Source organism: Nocardioides sp. Root151 (assembly GCF_001427925.1).
Classification (GTDB): domain Bacteria; phylum Actinomycetota; class Actinomycetes; order Propionibacteriales; family Nocardioidaceae; genus Nocardioides.
This window is the reverse complement of record NZ_LMGG01000001.1, coordinates 672,975-688,521: the sequence shown is the minus strand read 5'-3', so window position 1 is coordinate 688,521 and position 15,547 is coordinate 672,975. Positions and strand designations below refer to the sequence as shown.

Genomic DNA, 15,547 nt, shown 5'->3' with positions numbered 1-15,547 from the left:
CATGCCCCGATTCTCGCGTGCCGAGCTCGAGTCGTTCCGCGACGCCGAGGTGCCCGACCTGGTCGGCCCCGGCCTCCGCCTGCTGTTCGTCGGGATCAACCCCGGTCTCTGGACGGCCGCCACGAAGACCCACTTCGCGCACCCGGTCAATCGCTTCTACCCGGCGCTGTACGCCTCGGGCATCACTCCGCGACCGATCGACCCGGCCGCGGGCATGACCGACGAGGACCGGGCCATGATGATCGCCCGCGGGATCGGCATCACCAACCTCGTACGCCGGGCCACGGCCAGGGCCGACGAGCTCGATCGCGCGGAGCTCCGCACCGGCTCCGCGAGGCTGGCCGGGTTCGTCGCCGAGCACCGGCCACTCGTGGTGGCGGTCGCCGGGATCACGGCGTACCGCACCGCCTTCGGGCTCCCGAAGGCACTCGCCGGTCGCCAGACCGAAGGCCTGGCCGGCGCCGACCTCTGGGTGGTGCCCAACCCGAGCGGCCTCAACGCCCACGAGACCGTCGCCTCCCTCGCCGAGGCGTACGCCGCACCGGCGCGTGCCGCCGGCCTGCTCGACGTCTAAGCGTGCCTGTGGATGGCGCCGGACACGTGTCGGTGAATCCGGTCAGGGTGCTGCTCACCAAGTTTGCTGCGGGGCCTATGCCTACGCGGCTCAGAAGCGTGGTTGGCCGGAGCCGCCGCCGCTCCCGCCCTACCACGACGCCTGACGGGCAGTTCGCGAGCGCGCGCCCTTAGACTTGTCCGGCCATGAACCAGTCCCGCCCCGCCCGACCGCACAACAAGGTGACCGATGACGGTCGCCGGGTGCGCGAAGTGCTCACCTATTCGCGCCGGGGCAGCCGGCTCACACCCAAGCAACAGTTGGCCTGGGACGCGTACGCCGACCGCTACGTCATCCCCGACGACGCAGTGGACCAGCCCGAGTTCAGCCTGACCGGGCAGTTCACGACGGACCAGCCGCTGATCATCGAGATCGGCTGCGGAGTCGGTGAGGCGACCGCTGCGCTGGCCGCCGCGCGGTCGTCGTACAACGTGGTCGGCTTCGAGGTCTGGCACCCCGGGGTGGCCGAGACCATCGGTCGGCTCGGCGAGGCAGGCGTCGACAACGTGCGGATGAGCAGTGTCGACGCAGTCTGGTCGATGGAGCACCTGGTCGGGCCGGGCCAGCTCGCCGAGCTGTGGACGTTCTTCCCCGACCCGTGGCACAAGAAGCGGCACCACAAGCGTCGCCTGGTGACCCCCGACTTCGCCGCGCTGGTGGCCAGCCGACTGGTCGGCGGGGGAGTGTGGCGACTGGCCACCGACTGGGCCGACTATGCGGAGCAGATGGTGGAGGTGCTCGACGCAGAGCCGGCACTCAAGGGTGGCGTGGTCCCGCGCTGGGACGACCGTCCGGTGACCCGTTTCGAACGACGGGGCCTGGCCGAGGGCCGTGCGCCGATCGAGCTTCTCTACCGCAAGGTCTGACTCGCGTGCCGCCCGACCACTCCGACGAGAGCTGCACCGACCTCGGCATCCTGAGGGTCAGTCGCCAGGAGTGGTACGCCGCAGCAGGCGAGGAGCTCAGGTTCGACCAGGTGCCGAATCCTGCGTACGCGGTGCCGGGTCAGGAAGGCGGACCCGAACGGCCGGGCAACGATCGCCCGGCCTTCGGCTGCCTGATCGTCGTCGTCGCGATGCTTGTTGCCACGTCTCTCGCCACCAACTACTGGCGCCATGGTCAGACGTCGCTCGGCTGGATCATGCTGGGCCTGGCGATGCTCGTGGGGCTGGGCGTCGCGAAGCTCTTGGCGTTCATGGGAGGCCGGTTCATCGACGTCGCCATGGCCCGCCGGGTGGCTCGCCCCTGGACCGACTTCGCCGCGGCCGCCGACACCGCGGACCGTGACCACTTCGACCTGTCCTGGTCCGTGTTCGCAGCACACGAGGCCGAGATGCGGGCCACCGTGACCGCTCTAGGGGAGGACCAGCTCTCCGACGTCGAGAGGGCCCGGCTGCAGTCCCGGGCCGACGAGCTCGGCGCCGAAGCGTTCGCGCTACGGGCCCATGCCGAGCGGGTGAGCCGATCACTCGATTCACAGACCGGGGACACCGGCGTACGACGCGGGCTGATCGACACCCTCCCAGCATTCGACGCCGACGAGCTGGCCTCGGCGGCCTCGGCCACCGAGACCGTGGTGTCGGCCGGCCTGGCGCCGCTCAGAGGCCGGGAGGACGACATCGTCTTCGCGTCGCTGGTGCAGCTCCGACGCCGCCACTACGCCGCGCCCGGGGCCGACCTCGAACTGCCGAATCCACGCCGACCTTTTGTCGACGTCAAGAAGGCGCGGACTCGGCGTCGCGTTCACGGAGTGCGCAGCGGCGCCGCCACTGGGCTTGCCCTGCTCGCGCTCGTCAGCTTCTGCATCCTGCTCGTCACCGCCTTCACCGGACCGGTGCTCGCCTGCGTGCTGGCCGGTGTCGCGGCGATCCTGGCTGTCGGCATGTTCGGGGTGATCACTCCCGAGGACCCTCACCTGCACATGGTGGTGATGCCGGCGGAGCTGGCGATGCCGTGGGCCGACGTCATGGCGGCCGCGCAGTTCGTCGCCAGCGGTCGCGCCGCGGTCGGGTCGGTGCACGCGATCGGGGCGGCGGAGCCCCGTGCCCGAGCCGCGTTGAGCATCCTCTTCGAGGATCATCAGGCCCGGCGGATTGCGGAGAGCAGGTCAGCAGAGAGCAGCGCGGCCGTGCTCGGGGTGCTGGCCGACCAGGACCGCACCGAGGTGCGCGAGGACAGTCATGACCTGTGCGCTCGCATCTGGGCCCTGCACCGCATCGAGATCCTTGCCGACGAGCAGTTGCAGGACGCCGCCGAGGTGGGAGACCTCTGACACGAGACCCGTCGAGAGCTGGTCGAACCACCGACATCCGGTGGCACTGAACACGTCAGCGTCGGCGGAGTGGCTCAGGAAGGCTCGTCGGCCGGACCCAGCAGGGCGAGCTCCTCGTCGACGTACTCGTCCTCGATGCCGGCCGCGTCGAGCTCGAGTCGCAGGCCGTGTTGCACCGTGCGCGCCTCGTCGGTCCGGCCCAGGAGCCGCAGGGTCCAGCCGACCATCCAGCGGGCGATCTGGATCTCCCGCGCCGACCCGATGCGGATCCGGGCGGTCAGGGCCTGGCGGAAGGTCTCCAGGGCCTCTTCGAGCTGAGCGTCGTCGACGAGCGCGCAGCCCAAGTTGTTGAGCAGGGAGGCGTCCCAGTCGCGGGCCCGCTGCTCCTGCGAGGCGAGTGCGACGTCGAGGGCGCGGCGGTTCGCGGCGGCCTGGTCGGCGGGTGACTCGACCATCAGGGCCAGCATGTGCAGGGCGTCGACGTGGAGTGCCTCGAGCCCTGCCTCGCCGGCCGCGGACGCGGCTGCCTCGAACTCCGTGGCGGCGTGCGCCGGGTCGTGGCCGGCGGTGCGGAGAAGGCGGCCACGCTCGAGATGGATGCGGGTGGCGACCTCGGGGGAGAGGGAAGGGTCCAGGCCGTCGAGCACGCCGTGCGCCTCGGCGTACTGCTCGAGCAGGCCGAGCGCCCGGGCCTCCTGGCTGGCCAGCACCGAGTCGGCCGGTGAGTCGCCGGTCGCGGCGGCACGGAGGGCCCGGAACCTCTCGAGGCTCGACGAGGGGTCCTCGAAGTCCCACAACTGCTCAGGAATCACCGATTCAGTGTCCAACGGGGTACCTTTCGGAGGCATCAACGGGGCGATTGTGCCCCGAACCGGAGTGTCGCAGGATCCCCGCCCCAACCGATTTGGTAAGTCGGGGTGATCTCTGCCAAGATAGTCCGGTTGCTCCGGCGGGTCGCCGGGGTGCGGCAAACTTGACTACTGAATCGCGTCTCTTGAGTTCGAGATCGGTGGTCGGCGTGCGTCCGCACCGCTCTGAGCCATCAGAGGGAGACCCGATCAGCTCGACGAACCCGTCGGGCGCCACCAACAAATCCAGCGGAATCACGGCTGTAGTTGCGCGAAGTCAGCGCGACACGCCCGACCGCGGGGGTCGGCGGAGCACGGCGGGACGACTTCACCCGGAGTCGTGTCGAGACAGACTGCACGCGGTACCCACACCGGTACTAGAGACAAGGGACGAGAGAGACCTATGGCGGGACAGAAGATCCGCATCAGGCTCAAGGCCTATGACCACGAGGTGATCGACACCTCGGCGCGGAAGATTGTTGACACCGTGACCCGTACGGGCGCGAAGGTCGCCGGCCCTGTGCCGCTGCCGACCGAGAAGAACGTCTATTGCGTGATTCGCTCGCCGCACAAGTACAAGGACTCCCGCGAGCACTTCGAGATGCGCACCCACAAGCGCCTCATCGACATCATTGACCCCACGCCGAAGACGGTCGACTCGCTCATGCGCCTCGACCTGCCTGCCGGTGTCGACATCGAGATCAAGCTCTGAGGTCGGGAGTCATGACTACTGAACACAACATCAAGGGCCTTGTAGGCACCAAGCTGGGCATGACCCAGACCTGGGACGAGAACAACAAGATCGTCCCCGTCACCGTGATCGCGGCTTCGACCAACGTCGTCACCCAGGTCCGCCAGCCCGAGACCGATGGCTACAACGCCATCCAGATCGGCTTCGGCGAGATCGAGGGACGCAAGGTCACCAAGCCTGCCTCGGGTCACTTCGAGAAGGCCGGCGTCACGCCGCGCCGTCACCTCGTCGAGATCCGCACCGCTGACGCCGCGTCGTACTCCGTCGGCCAGGAGATCAGCCCCGAGCTGTTCGCCGCCGGCGACGAGATCGACGTCACCGGCACCAGCAAGGGCAAGGGCTACGCCGGTGTCATGAAGCGTCACGGCTTCCACGGTGTGTCCGCTTCGCACGGTGCCCACCGCAACCACCGCAAGCCCGGCTCGATCGGCGCCTGCGCCACTCCGGGTCGTGTCTTCAAGGGCATGCGCATGGCCGGCCGGATGGGTGGCGACACGATCACCACCCAGAACGTCACCGTCCACGCCGTCGACGTCGAGAAGGGCCTCGTGCTGCTCAAGGGTGCCGTTCCCGGCCCCAAGGGTGGCGTCGTCGTCCTGCGCTCGGCCGTCAAGAAGGAGGTCTCCCAGTGAGCACCAACGCGAAGGTCGCCAAGGTCGACCTCCCCGCCGAGATCTTCGACGTCCAGGTCAGCATCCCGCTGATCCACCAGGTCGTCGTGGCCCAGCAGGCCGCTGCGCGTCAGGGGACGCACTCCACCAAGACGCGCGCCGAGGTGCGCGGTGGTGGTCGCAAGCCCTACAAGCAGAAGGGCACCGGCCGCGCCCGTCAGGGCTCGACCCGCGCGCCGCAGTTCGCCGGCGGTGGCATCGTCCACGGTCCGCAGCCGCGTGACTACGACCAGCGCACCCCCAAGAAGATGAAGGCCGCCGCCCTCAAGGGCGCGCTGACCGACCGGGCCGTCAACGACCGCATCCACGTGGTCGAGTCCCTCGTCTCCGGCTCCAAGCCGTCGACCAAGGACGCCATTGCCGCCCTGGCCTCGCTCAGCGAGCGCAAGAACTTCCTGGTCGTGCTCGAGCGTGGCGACAACCTCACGTGGCTGTCCCTGCGCAACGCGCCGAACGTCCACATCCTGGCCGTCGACCAGCTCAACACCTACGACGTCCTGCACTCCGACGACGTGGTCTTCACCAAGGGCTCGTTCGACGCCCTGGTGGCCGGTACGCCGAAGGGCAAGTCGGTCAAGGCCGTTGCCGCTGAGTCCGAGACCACGGAGGCCCCGGCCGCCGAGGTCAAGGCCTTCGCAGCCGTCGACGACGCCGACCACGCCGGTGGCGCACAGCCGCTGGAGAACGGCGACGCGCCCGAGGGCTACGAGATCAAGGGCAACAAGGACTCCATGAAGTACCACGCCCCCGGTGGCCGTTGGTACGACGCCACGGTGGCCGAGGTCTGGTTCAAGACCGCTGCCGACGCCGAGGCCGCTGGCTTCGTCGAGGCCGGCAAGAAGGCTGCTGCCACTGAGGAGGACGACAAGTGAGCACCCTGAACAAGGACCCCCGCGACATCCTGATCGCGCCGGTCGTGTCCGAGAAGAGCTACGCCCTTCTCGACGCCAACAAGTACACCTTCGTCGTGCGTCCCGACGCCAACAAGACCGAGATCAAGATCGCGGTCGAGAAGGTGTTCAACGTCAAGGTCACGTCGGTCAACACGATCAACCGCCAGGGCAAGACGCGTCGTACGCGTTTCGGCATGGGCAAGCGCGCGGACACCAAGCGCGCCATCGTCAGCCTCGCTGAGGGCCACCGCATCGACATCTTCGGGGGCCCGGTCTCCTGACCGGCGCCTTCTAGCAGAGGACTGAGAGAAAATGGCTATCCGCAAGTACAAGCCGACTACCCCGGGCCGTCGTGGCTCGTCGGTCGCCGACTTCGTCGAGATCACCCGGACCACTCCGGAGAAGTCGCTGACGCGCCCGCTGCCCAAGAAGGGCGGCCGCAACAACCAGGGACGCATCACCACGCGTCACCAGGGTGGCGGTCACAAGCGCGCCTACCGCGTCATCGACTTCCGTCGCTACGACAAGGACGGTGTCCCGGCCAAGGTCGCGCACATCGAGTACGACCCCAACCGCACCGCGCGCATCGCGCTGCTGCACTACGCCGACGGCGAGAAGCGTTACATCATCGCGCCGAAGGGCCTGGAGCAGGGCACGCCGGTCGAGTCGGGCGCCAACGCCGACATCAAGCCGGGCAACAACCTGCCGCTGCGCAACATCCCCGTCGGTTCGACGATCCACTGTGTGGAGCTTCGTCCGGGCGGCGGCGCGAAGATCGCCCGCTCGGCCGGCAACTCGGCCCAGCTCGTCGCCAAGGAGGGCTCGCGCGCCACGCTGCGCATGCCGTCCGGCGAGATGCGCTTCGTCGACGTGCGCTGCCGCGCCACGATCGGTGAGGTCGGCAACGCCGAGCAGTCGAACATCAACTGGGGCAAGGCCGGCCGCATGCGCTGGAAGGGCAAGCGCCCGACCGTCCGTGGTGTCGTCATGAACCCGGTCGACCACCCGCACGGTGGTGGTGAGGGCAAGACGTCCGGTGGTCGCCACCCGGTGTCCCCCTGGGGCAAGCCCGAGGGCCGCACGCGCAAGCGCAAGGCCTCCGACTCCCAGATCATTCGTCGCCGCAAGTCCGGCAAGGGTAGGAAGTAACCGACTATGCCTCGTAGCCTGAAGAAGGGCCCGTTCGTCGACGGCCACCTGCAGAAGAAGGTGGACGCCGAAAACGAAAAGGGCTCGCACAACGTCATCAAGACCTGGTCGCGCCGGTCGATGATCGTGCCCGACATGATCGGTCACACCATCGCCGTGCACGACGGTCGCAAGCACGTTCCCGTCTTCGTGTCCGACTCGATGGTCGGCCACAAGCTCGGTGAATTTGCCCCGACCCGCACCTACCGCGGGCACGTGAAGGAAGACCGGAAGGGACGTCGTCGATGAGTGTCACAGAGCGTAAGCGCACCAGCGCACGCCGCGATTCGCTTCTCGGTGACCAGCCCGGCGCCTTCGCGAGCGCCCGCTTCGTGCGGATCACCCCGATGAAGGCCCGCCGTGTCGTCGACATGGTCCGCGGTCTGCCCGTCGAGGACGCCCTCGCGCTGCTGCAGTTCGCGCCGCAGTCGGCCGCCGAGACCGTGTTCAAGATCCTCGAGAGCGCCGTTGCGAACGCCGAGACCACCGAGGGGCTGGACGCCGGCACCCTGGTGATCTCGACCGCGATGGTCGACGAGGGTCCGACGATGAAGCGTTGGCGCCCGCGTGCGCAGGGCCGGGCCACCCGGATCAACAAGCGCACCAGCCACATCACTCTTGTTGTGCAGCCGGCGGACGTCGTCGCTGCGCAGAAGAACGTGAAGAAGGGACGGACTGCCTGATGGGGCAGAAAATCAACCCGAACGGCTTCCGCCTCGGCATCTCGACGGACCACAAGAGCCGTTGGTACGCCGACAAGCTGTACAAGTCGTACGTCGGCGAAGACGTCGCGATCCGCAAGCTGCTCTCCAAGGGCATGGAGCGGGCCGGCATCTCCAAGGTCGAGATCGAGCGCACCCGTGACCGTGTCCGCGTGGACATCCACACGGCCCGCCCGGGCATCGTCATCGGTCGCCGCGGCGCCGAGGCCGACCGCATCCGCGGCGAGCTCGAGAAGCTCACCGGCAAGCAGGTGCAGCTGAACATCCTCGAGGTCAAGAACCCCGAGGTCGACGCGCAGCTGGTCGCCCAGGGCGTTGCCGAGCAGCTCTCCGGCCGTGTCCAGTTCCGTCGTGCCATGCGCAAGGCGATCCAGACGTCCATGCGCTCCGGCGCCAAGGGCATCCGGATCCAGTGCTCGGGCCGACTGAACGGCGCGGAGATGTCGCGTACCGAGTTCTACCGCGAGGGTCGCGTGCCGCTGCACACCCTGCGTGCGGACATCGACTACGGCTTCTACGAGGCTCGCACCACCTTCGGCCGCATCGGCGTGAAGGTCTGGATCTACAAGGGCGAGGTCGCCGGCACCCGTGCCGAGCGCGAGGCGCAGGCTGCTGCCCGCGCCGGTGCCCCCGGTCGTGGCGGTCGTGGCGGCCGTGGCGGAGAGCGCCCGAGCCGTGGCTCGCGTGGCGACCGTCCCAACCGCTCGGACCGTTCGGCCACCGCCGAGGCGCCTGCCGCCGAGGCTCCCGCAGCCGAGGCCCCCGCGGCCGAGGCAACCGCTGCTACCTCTGGGGAGGCCTGAGCCATGTTGATGCCCCGTCGTGTCAAGCACCGCAAGCAGCACCACCCCAAGCGGACCGGTGCTGCCAAGGGTGGGACCCGCATCTCCTTCGGAGAGTACGGTCTCCAGGCGCTCGAGCCGTCCTACGTGACCAACCGTCAGATCGAGTCCGCTCGTATCGCGATGACCCGTCACATGAAGCGCGGCGGAAAGGTCTGGATCAACATCTACCCGGACCGCCCGCTGACCAAGAAGCCTGCCGAGACCCGCATGGGTTCCGGTAAGGGTTCCCCGGAGTGGTGGGTTGCCAACGTCAAGCCCGGCCGCGTCATGTTCGAACTCTCCGGTGTCACCGAAGAAGTTGCCCGCGAGGCCATGCGCCTTGCCGCGCACAAGCTTCCGATGAAGTGCCGGTTCATCTCGCGTGAGGTTGGTGAATTCTGATGAGCACCGCATTTGAACTCGACGACCTTTCGGGCGTCGACCTCGAAGCCAAGCTTCGGGAGGCCAAGGAGGAGCTCTTCAACCTCCGTTTCCAGGCGGCCACCGGCCAGCTGGAGAGCCACGGCCGGCTTCGCCTGGTCAAGAAGGACATCGCCCGGATCTACACCGTGGTGCGCGAGCGCGAGCTCGGCATTCGATCCGCCCCGGGCACCAGCACTGAGGCCGAGAAGGATGGTGGCGCCGCATGAGCGAGCAGACCGCAGTTGAGGCAGACCGGTCGAGCCGCAAGGTTCGCGAGGGTCTCGTCGTCAGCGACAAGATGGACAAGACCGTCGTGGTCAGCGTCGAGGACCGCGTGAAGCACGCGCTGTACGGCAAGGTCCTTCGCCGCAACAGCAAGCTCAAGGTCCACGACGAGCAGAACGAGTGCGGCATCGGCGACCGGGTCCTGATCATGGAGACCCGCCCCCTGTCGGCCACCAAGCGGTGGCGCCTCGTCGAGATCCTCGAAAAGGCCAAGTGATCGGAGGGCCTGCCAGGCCCTCACCAGCTCTACGTCAAATATCAGTTCGGCAAGGCTCACGCCCCGTTCGTCTCGGGATGGGCGCTGAGAACCGGCACGACATTCAGGAGAAAACCCGATGATCCAGCAGGAGTCGCGACTCAAGGTCGCCGACAACACCGGTGCGAAGGAAATCCTTTGCATCCGTGTTCTCGGTGGTTCTGGTCGGCGCTACGCCGGTATCGGCGACACCATCGTTGCCACCGTGAAGGACGCGATCCCCGGTGGCAACGTCAAGAAGGGTGACGTCGTCAAGGCTGTCGTCGTACGCACGGTGAAGGAGCGTCGTCGTCAGGACGGTTCCTACATCCGCTTCGACGAGAACGCAGCCGTGATCCTCAAGGCGGACGGCGAGCCGCGAGGTACCCGCATCTTCGGCCCCGTGGGTCGTGAGCTGCGCGAGAAGAAGTTCATGAAGATCATCTCGCTCGCCCCGGAGGTGCTGTGATGGGTAAGTCGCTGAACATCAAGAAGGGCGACACCGTCAAGGTGATCGCGGGCAAGGACAAGGGCGCCGAGGGCAAGGTCATCAGCGTTCTCCGTGACGAGGACCGCGTCATCGTCGAGGGCGTCAACCGCGTCAAGAAGCACGAGAAGGTCGTCAACCAGGGCAGCGGGAACACCGGTGGCATCGTGACCACCGAGGCCCCGATCCACGTCTCGAACGTGATGCTGGTCGAGGGTGACGGCGTCACCCGCATCGGCTTCCGTCGCGACGAGGTCACCAAGCGTCGCTCCGACGGTTCGACCTACACCGCTCAGCGCAGCGTCCGCGTCTCGCGCAAGACCGGTAAGGAAATCTGAGATGACTGAGACCCAGACCAACGCACCGCGTCTCAAGGCGCGCTACCGCGAAGAGATCGTTCCCGCCCTCCGGGCCGAGTTCGAGTTCGCGAACGTCATGCAGGTTCCCGGCCTGACCAAGATCGTGGTCAACATGGGCGTCGGCGAGGCTGCCCGCGACTCCAAGCTGATCGAGGGTGCGGTCAAGGACCTCACCGCGATCACCGGTCAGAAGCCGCAGGTCACGAAGGCCCGCAAGTCCATCGCGCAGTTCAAGCTGCGTGAGGGCATGCCGATCGGCGCGCACGTCACGCTGCGCGGCGACCGCATGTGGGAGTTCCTCGACCGCCTGCTGTCCCTGGCCCTGCCCCGCATCCGCGACTTCCGCGGCCTCAACGGCAACCAGTTCGACGGCCGTGGCAACTACACCTTCGGTCTGACCGAGCAGGTCATGTTCCACGAGATCGACCAGGACCGGATCGACCGGTCGCGCGGTATGGACATCACCGTCGTGACCACCGCCACCAATGACGATGAGGGTCGCGCGCTGCTCAAGCAGCTCGGCTTCCCCTTCAAGGAAGGCAACTGACATGGCGAAGACCGCCCTCAAGGTGAAGGCCGCCCGCAAGCCGAAGTTCGCTGTCCGCGGTTACACCCGCTGCCAGCGTTGTGGCCGGCCCAAGGCCGTCTACCGCAAGTTCGGCCTGTGCCGGATCTGCCTCCGGGAGATGGCGCACCGCGGCGAGCTGCCCGGCGTCACCAAGTCCTCCTGGTAAGACCCCAAACCAAAAACGATCGCTGAAGGTCGTGCCCGAGATGCGGGCACGAAACCACGGTGGAGAAAGGGCCAATCCGGCCATGACGATGACTGACCCGATCGCAGACATGCTCACGCGTCTGCGCAACGCCAACCAGGCGTTCCACGACTCGGTTGCCATGCCGTACAGCAAGCTCAAGGCGGGCGTTGCCGAGATCCTCCAGCAGGAGGGTTACATCACCTCCTTCGAGGTGAAGGACAACGTCTCAGCCGAGGGCGAGCCGGAGGTCGGCAAGACGCTGACCATCACGCTCAAGTACGGCCGCAACCGCGAGCGCTCCATTGCGGGCGTTCGCCGCATCAGCAAGCCCGGCCTGCGGGTCTACGCCAAGAGCACGGGCCTGCCCCGCGTCCTCGGCGGACTGGGGGTCGCGATCATCTCGACCAGCCAGGGCCTGCTGACCGACCGTCAGGCCAACAAGAAGGGCGTGGGTGGGGAAGTCCTCGCCTACGTCTGGTAGTCGGCACACCGAGAGCAAGGAAAGGTAGAGGAACAAGCATGTCGCGCATTGGCAAGCTCCCCATCACGCTCCCCTCGGGTGTCGACGTCCAGATCGAGCAGAGCCTCGTGACGGTCAAGGGCCCCAAGGGCAGCCTGAGCCACAACGTGGCCGCTCCCATCACCGTCGAGCGCGGTGAGGACGGCGTACTCGAGGTCAAGCGTCCGAACGACGAGCGCGAGAGCCGCTCGTTGCACGGTCTGACCCGCACCCTGATCAGCAACATGGTCGTGGGTGTCACCGAGGGCTACGAGAAGAAGCTCGAGATCGTCGGCGTGGGTTACCGCGTCCTGTCGAAGGGCCCGACCCAGCTGGAGTTCCAGCTCGGTTACTCCCACTCGATCACGTTCAACGCCCCCGAGGGCATCACGTTCACCGTGGAGGGACCGACCAAGCTCGGTGTCTCCGGGATCGACAAGCAGTTGGTCGGCGAGGTTGCGGCCAACATCCGCAAGCTGCGCAAGCCCGAGCCCTACAAGGGCAAGGGCGTTCGCTACGCGGGTGAGCACATCCGCCGCAAGGTCGGAAAGGCTGGTAAGTGACCATGGCGATCTCACTGAAGCACAACAAGCACACGGCCACCCGCACTGCGTCGCGTCTGCGTCGCCAGAAGCGTGGTCGCAAGAAGCTGCACGGTACGACGGAGCGCCCCCGCCTCGTCGTGACCCGTTCGACCAAGCACATCAGTGTTCAGGTCGTCGACGACCTGGTCGGCAAGACGCTCGCGTCGGCCTCGACCATGGAGAACGACCTGCGTGGTTTCGAAGGCGACAAGACTGCCAAGGCCAAGAAGGTCGGCGAGCTCGTTGCCGAGCGTGCCAAGGCAGCTGGCGTCGAGGGCGTGGTCTTCGACCGCGCTGGCAACCGTTACCACGGCCGCATCGCGGCCCTTGCCGATGGCGCCCGCGAGGGCGGCCTGACGTTCTGATCGCAAAGACAAGGAAGAGGTAGTTCTCATGAGCGGACCCCAGCGCGGACAGCGCGCCGGTGGTGAGCGCCAGGGTGGCGGTGACCGCCGTGGACGCGACGGTCGTGGAGGCCAGCAGGCCGACAAGACCGCGTACATCGAGCGCGTCGTTGCGATCAACCGTGTCGCCAAGGTCGTCAAGGGTGGTCGTCGCTTCAGCTTCACCGCCCTGGTGGTCGTCGGTGACGGCGAAGGCATGGTTGGTGTCGGTTACGGCAAGGCCAAGGAAGTTCCCGCGGCGATCGCCAAGGGCGTGGAGGAAGCCAAGAAGAACTTCTTCAAGGTTCCCCGCGTCCAGGGCACCATCCCGCACCCGGTGCAGGGCGAGAAGGCGGCTGGCGTCGTCATGCTCCGTCCGGCAGCCCCCGGTACCGGTGTCATTGCCGGTGGTCCGGTGCGCGCGGTGCTCGAAGCCGCCGGCATCCACGACATCCTGAGCAAGTCGCTCGGTTCCTCGAACCAGATCAACATCGTGCACGCGACCGTCGAGGCGCTGCGCATGCTGGAAGAGCCCGAGGCTGTTGCCGCCCGTCGTGGCCTGACCGTCGAGCAGGTGGCCCCGGCCGCCCTGCTCAAGGCTCGGGCGGAGGTGGCCCAGTAATGGCTCAGCTCAAGGTCGAGCAGAAGAAGTCCACGATCGGCTGCAAGGCGAACCAGCGCGAGACCCTGCGCTCGCTCGGCCTGAAGCGGATCGGCGACGTGGTCGTGAAGGAGGACCGTCCCGAGATCCGTGGGATGGTCCAGACCGTGCGCCACCTCGTGACCGTTGAGGAAGTGAACTGACATGACGCTCAAGCTGCACCACTTGCGTCCTGCCCCCGGTGCCAAGACCGCCAAGACCCGTGTTGGTCGTGGTGAGGGCTCCAAGGGCAAGACCGCGGGCCGCGGTACCAAGGGCACCAAGGCGCGTTACCAGGTTCCGGTTGCCTTCGAGGGTGGCCAGATGCCCCTGCACATGCGTCTGCCGAAGCTCAAGGGCTTCAAGAACCCCTTCAAGGTGGAGTTCCAGGTCGTCAACCTCGACCGCATCTCGGAGCTCTTCCCCGAGGGTGGCACCATCACCGTCGAAGACCTGATCAGCAAGGGTGCCGTCCGCGACGGTCACCCGGTGAAGGTTCTCGGCCAGGGTGACATCTCCGTCGCCGTCCAGGTGAGCGCGAACGCGTTCTCCGGTTCGGCCAAGGAGAAGATCGAGGCCGCTGGCGGCTCGGTCACGGTGCTCTGATCGAACATTCGTAGTACAGGCGAGGGGCCCGGATTCGTCCGGCGCCCCTCGCCCTGTCTCGACTGCGGGCGGCATTGAGTTGCCTGTTAGGCTTCCCCGAGTTCTGGCCCGGCCGGGGCAGTGTGGTCATCTCGACAGGCTCGACACAGCGCTCGACGAGCTCGATCACCGACTGACTTGAGAAAGAGGATCACGTGCTAGGCGCGTTCGCCAACGCTTTCCGGACACCGGACCTGCGACGCAAGTTGCTCTTCGTCCTGGGGATCATCGTGATCTTCCGGTTCGGCTCGACCTTCCCTGCACCCGGTGTGAACACCGCGAACGTGCAGTCCTGCATCAGTGACGTCCAGGACAACTCGGTCTACAGCCTGATCAACCTGTTCTCCGGTGGAGCGCTCCTGCAGCTCACCGTCTTCGCGCTGGGCATCATGCCCTACATCACCGCCTCCATCATCCTGCAGCTGCTCGTCGTGGTCATCCCGCGGCTCGAAGCGCTCAAGAAGGAGGGGCAGTCCGGCCAGACGAAGATCACCCAGTACACCCGTTACCTCACGCTCGCGCTCGCGCTGCTCCAGGCCACCGGCATCGTGGCCCTGGCCCGCAACCGCCAGCTGCTGCAGGGCTGTGACCTCCCGCTCCTGCACAAGGAAGACACCCAGACGTTCCTCGTCATGGTGATCACCATGACCGCCGGCACCGCCGTGATCATGTGGCTCGGTGAGCTGATCACCGAGCGCGGCATCGGCAACGGCATGTCGATCCTCATCTTCACCCAGGTCGTGGCGACGTTCCCGGGTGCCCTGTGGGGCGTGCAGACCAGCAAGGGCTGGCTGACCTTCTCCATCGTCATGGTCATCGGCCTGATCCTGGTCGCGGCCGTCATCTTCATCGAGCAGGCCCAGCGCCGCATCCCGGTGCAATACGCCCGGCGCATGGTCGGCCGCAAGATGTTCGGCGGCAGCTCGACGTACATCCCGCTCAAGGTGAACCAGGCCGGCATCATCCCGGTCATCTTCGCCTCGTCGCTGATGTACCTCCCCGCCATGGCGGTGCAGTTCAACCAGGGCAAGGCCGACCAGCCGGGCTGGATCAACTGGGTCCAGAAGTACCTCGTCGACGGCAGCCACCCGGGCTACATGGCGATCTACTTCCTGCTCATCATCTTCTTCACCTACTTCTACGTCTCGATCACCTTCGACCCGAAGGAAGTCGCGGACAACATGAAGAAGTACGGCGGCTTCATTCCCGGCATCCGTGCGGGCAAGCCGACCGAGGACTACCTGTCCTACGTCCTGTCCCGGATCACCTTCCCGGGCGCGCTTTACCTCGGTCTCATCTCGCTGATCCCCCTGATCGCCTTCGCAGTGATCCAGGCCAGCCAGAACTTCCCGTTCGGCGGAACCTCCATCTTGATCATGGTTGGCGTCGCGCTCGACACGGTGAAGCAGATCGAGAGCCAGCTCCAGCAGCGCAACTATGAAGGATTCCTCCGCTGATGACCTCCAACCT

General features: G+C 66.9%; 26 protein-coding genes. 25 read left to right on the top strand and 1 reads right to left on the bottom strand.

Annotation, left to right across the window (positions count from 1 at the left end):
• Window position 1: 1 nt before the first annotated feature.
• The 3 genes from ASD66_RS03275 to ASD66_RS03265 all read left to right on the top strand — a co-directional run bounded on the left by ASD66_RS03275 (window position 2) and on the right by ASD66_RS03265 (window position 2,885).
• Window positions 2-574, top strand: a complete 573-nt coding sequence (locus tag ASD66_RS03275) for a mismatch-specific DNA-glycosylase (RefSeq protein WP_056890016.1) — start codon at window positions 2-4, stop codon at window positions 572-574.
• A gap of 185 nt (window positions 575-759) precedes the next feature.
• A complete protein-coding gene (gene trmB, locus ASD66_RS03270; protein WP_056681793.1) occupies window positions 760-1,479 on the top strand; it encodes a tRNA (guanosine(46)-N7)-methyltransferase TrmB in 720 nt (239 codons plus the stop codon).
• A 5-nt stretch (window positions 1,480-1,484) separates the two neighbouring features.
• Window positions 1,485-2,885, top strand: coding sequence for a hypothetical protein (locus ASD66_RS03265; protein WP_056890015.1), 1,401 nt, complete (start codon window positions 1,485-1,487; stop codon window positions 2,883-2,885).
• Between the two features lie 74 nt (window positions 2,886-2,959).
• On the opposite strand, the gene ASD66_RS03260 is transcribed toward ASD66_RS03265, so the two are convergent.
• Window positions 2,960-3,697: a tetratricopeptide repeat protein gene (locus ASD66_RS03260; RefSeq protein ID WP_156388517.1), complete on the bottom strand. Its 738-nt coding sequence runs from the start codon at window positions 3,695-3,697 to the stop codon at window positions 2,960-2,962.
• A gap of 439 nt (window positions 3,698-4,136) precedes the next feature.
• On the opposite strand from ASD66_RS03260, the gene rpsJ reads away from it, so the two are divergent.
• The 22 genes from rpsJ to secY all read left to right on the top strand — a co-directional run bounded on the left by rpsJ (window position 4,137) and on the right by secY (window position 15,534).
• Window positions 4,137-4,445, top strand: coding sequence for a 30S ribosomal protein S10 (rpsJ, locus tag ASD66_RS03255; protein WP_008360994.1), 309 nt, complete (start codon window positions 4,137-4,139; stop codon window positions 4,443-4,445).
• An 11-nt stretch (window positions 4,446-4,456) separates the two neighbouring features.
• Window positions 4,457-5,116, top strand: a complete 660-nt coding sequence (gene rplC / locus ASD66_RS03250; RefSeq protein ID WP_056890013.1) for a 50S ribosomal protein L3 — start codon at window positions 4,457-4,459, stop codon at window positions 5,114-5,116.
• A complete protein-coding gene (rplD, locus tag ASD66_RS03245; RefSeq protein WP_056681779.1) occupies window positions 5,113-6,027 on the top strand; it encodes a 50S ribosomal protein L4 in 915 nt (304 codons plus the stop codon). The genes rplC and rplD overlap by 4 nt, the downstream gene beginning before the upstream one ends.
• Window positions 6,024-6,329, top strand: coding sequence for a 50S ribosomal protein L23 (gene rplW, locus ASD66_RS03240; RefSeq protein WP_056681776.1), 306 nt, complete (start codon window positions 6,024-6,026; stop codon window positions 6,327-6,329). Before rplD ends, rplW begins: the two co-directional genes overlap by 4 nt.
• A 31-nt stretch (window positions 6,330-6,360) precedes the next feature.
• Window positions 6,361-7,197, top strand: a complete 837-nt coding sequence (gene rplB / locus ASD66_RS03235; RefSeq protein WP_056681773.1) for a 50S ribosomal protein L2 — start codon at window positions 6,361-6,363, stop codon at window positions 7,195-7,197.
• A gap of 6 nt (window positions 7,198-7,203) precedes the next feature.
• Window positions 7,204-7,485: a 30S ribosomal protein S19 gene (gene rpsS, locus ASD66_RS03230; RefSeq protein ID WP_056681770.1), complete on the top strand. Its 282-nt coding sequence runs from the start codon at window positions 7,204-7,206 to the stop codon at window positions 7,483-7,485.
• Window positions 7,482-7,919, top strand: a complete 438-nt coding sequence (gene rplV / locus ASD66_RS03225) for a 50S ribosomal protein L22 (protein ID WP_082563813.1) — start codon at window positions 7,482-7,484, stop codon at window positions 7,917-7,919. The genes rpsS and rplV overlap by 4 nt, the downstream gene beginning before the upstream one ends.
• On the top strand, window positions 7,919-8,761 hold the full coding sequence (gene rpsC / locus ASD66_RS03220; RefSeq protein ID WP_056681767.1) for a 30S ribosomal protein S3: 843 nt from the start codon (window positions 7,919-7,921) through the stop codon (window positions 8,759-8,761). The genes rplV and rpsC overlap by 1 nt, the downstream gene beginning before the upstream one ends.
• Before the next feature lie 3 nt (window positions 8,762-8,764).
• Window positions 8,765-9,184: a 50S ribosomal protein L16 gene (rplP, locus tag ASD66_RS03215; RefSeq protein ID WP_056681764.1), complete on the top strand. Its 420-nt coding sequence runs from the start codon at window positions 8,765-8,767 to the stop codon at window positions 9,182-9,184.
• Window positions 9,184-9,432 (top strand): 50S ribosomal protein L29, encoded by a 249-nt coding sequence (gene rpmC / locus ASD66_RS03210; protein ID WP_056681761.1) that lies wholly within the window; start codon window positions 9,184-9,186, stop codon window positions 9,430-9,432. The genes rplP and rpmC overlap by 1 nt, the downstream gene beginning before the upstream one ends.
• A complete protein-coding gene (gene rpsQ / locus ASD66_RS03205; RefSeq protein ID WP_056681758.1) occupies window positions 9,429-9,707 on the top strand; it encodes a 30S ribosomal protein S17 in 279 nt (92 codons plus the stop codon). The genes rpmC and rpsQ overlap by 4 nt, the downstream gene beginning before the upstream one ends.
• A gap of 118 nt (window positions 9,708-9,825) precedes the next feature.
• Window positions 9,826-10,194, top strand: a complete 369-nt coding sequence (rplN, locus tag ASD66_RS03200) for a 50S ribosomal protein L14 (protein ID WP_056681755.1) — start codon at window positions 9,826-9,828, stop codon at window positions 10,192-10,194.
• Complete coding sequence (gene rplX, locus ASD66_RS03195) at window positions 10,194-10,550, top strand: 50S ribosomal protein L24 (RefSeq protein WP_056681752.1); 357 nt, start codon at window positions 10,194-10,196, stop codon at window positions 10,548-10,550. Before rplN ends, rplX begins: the two co-directional genes overlap by 1 nt.
• Before the next feature lies 1 nt (window position 10,551).
• Window positions 10,552-11,118, top strand: coding sequence for a 50S ribosomal protein L5 (rplE, locus tag ASD66_RS03190; protein WP_056681750.1), 567 nt, complete (start codon window positions 10,552-10,554; stop codon window positions 11,116-11,118).
• Window position 11,119: 1 nt separating this feature from the next.
• On the top strand, window positions 11,120-11,305 hold the full coding sequence (locus ASD66_RS03185; RefSeq protein ID WP_011757321.1) for a type Z 30S ribosomal protein S14: 186 nt from the start codon (window positions 11,120-11,122) through the stop codon (window positions 11,303-11,305).
• Between the two features lie 82 nt (window positions 11,306-11,387).
• The gene (gene rpsH, locus ASD66_RS03180) at window positions 11,388-11,807 is read left to right on the top strand and encodes a 30S ribosomal protein S8 (RefSeq protein WP_056681747.1); all 420 of its coding nucleotides are present in this window, start codon (window positions 11,388-11,390) and stop codon (window positions 11,805-11,807) included.
• Between the two features lie 38 nt (window positions 11,808-11,845).
• Window positions 11,846-12,388, top strand: coding sequence for a 50S ribosomal protein L6 (gene rplF, locus ASD66_RS03175; RefSeq protein ID WP_056681744.1), 543 nt, complete (start codon window positions 11,846-11,848; stop codon window positions 12,386-12,388).
• 2 nt (window positions 12,389-12,390) lie between these two features.
• Window positions 12,391-12,774, top strand: coding sequence for a 50S ribosomal protein L18 (rplR, locus tag ASD66_RS03170; RefSeq protein ID WP_056681741.1), 384 nt, complete (start codon window positions 12,391-12,393; stop codon window positions 12,772-12,774).
• A 28-nt stretch (window positions 12,775-12,802) separates the two neighbouring features.
• The gene (gene rpsE, locus ASD66_RS03165; protein WP_056681737.1) at window positions 12,803-13,414 is read left to right on the top strand and encodes a 30S ribosomal protein S5; all 612 of its coding nucleotides are present in this window, start codon (window positions 12,803-12,805) and stop codon (window positions 13,412-13,414) included.
• Window positions 13,414-13,596 (top strand): 50S ribosomal protein L30, encoded by a 183-nt coding sequence (rpmD, locus tag ASD66_RS03160; RefSeq protein ID WP_056681735.1) that lies wholly within the window; start codon window positions 13,414-13,416, stop codon window positions 13,594-13,596. The genes rpsE and rpmD overlap by 1 nt, the downstream gene beginning before the upstream one ends.
• A gap of 1 nt (window position 13,597) precedes the next feature.
• The gene (rplO, locus tag ASD66_RS03155; RefSeq protein ID WP_056890012.1) at window positions 13,598-14,038 is read left to right on the top strand and encodes a 50S ribosomal protein L15; all 441 of its coding nucleotides are present in this window, start codon (window positions 13,598-13,600) and stop codon (window positions 14,036-14,038) included.
• A gap of 194 nt (window positions 14,039-14,232) precedes the next feature.
• A complete protein-coding gene (gene secY / locus ASD66_RS03150; RefSeq protein ID WP_056890011.1) occupies window positions 14,233-15,534 on the top strand; it encodes a preprotein translocase subunit SecY in 1,302 nt (433 codons plus the stop codon).
• Window positions 15,535-15,547 lie beyond the last annotated feature (13 nt).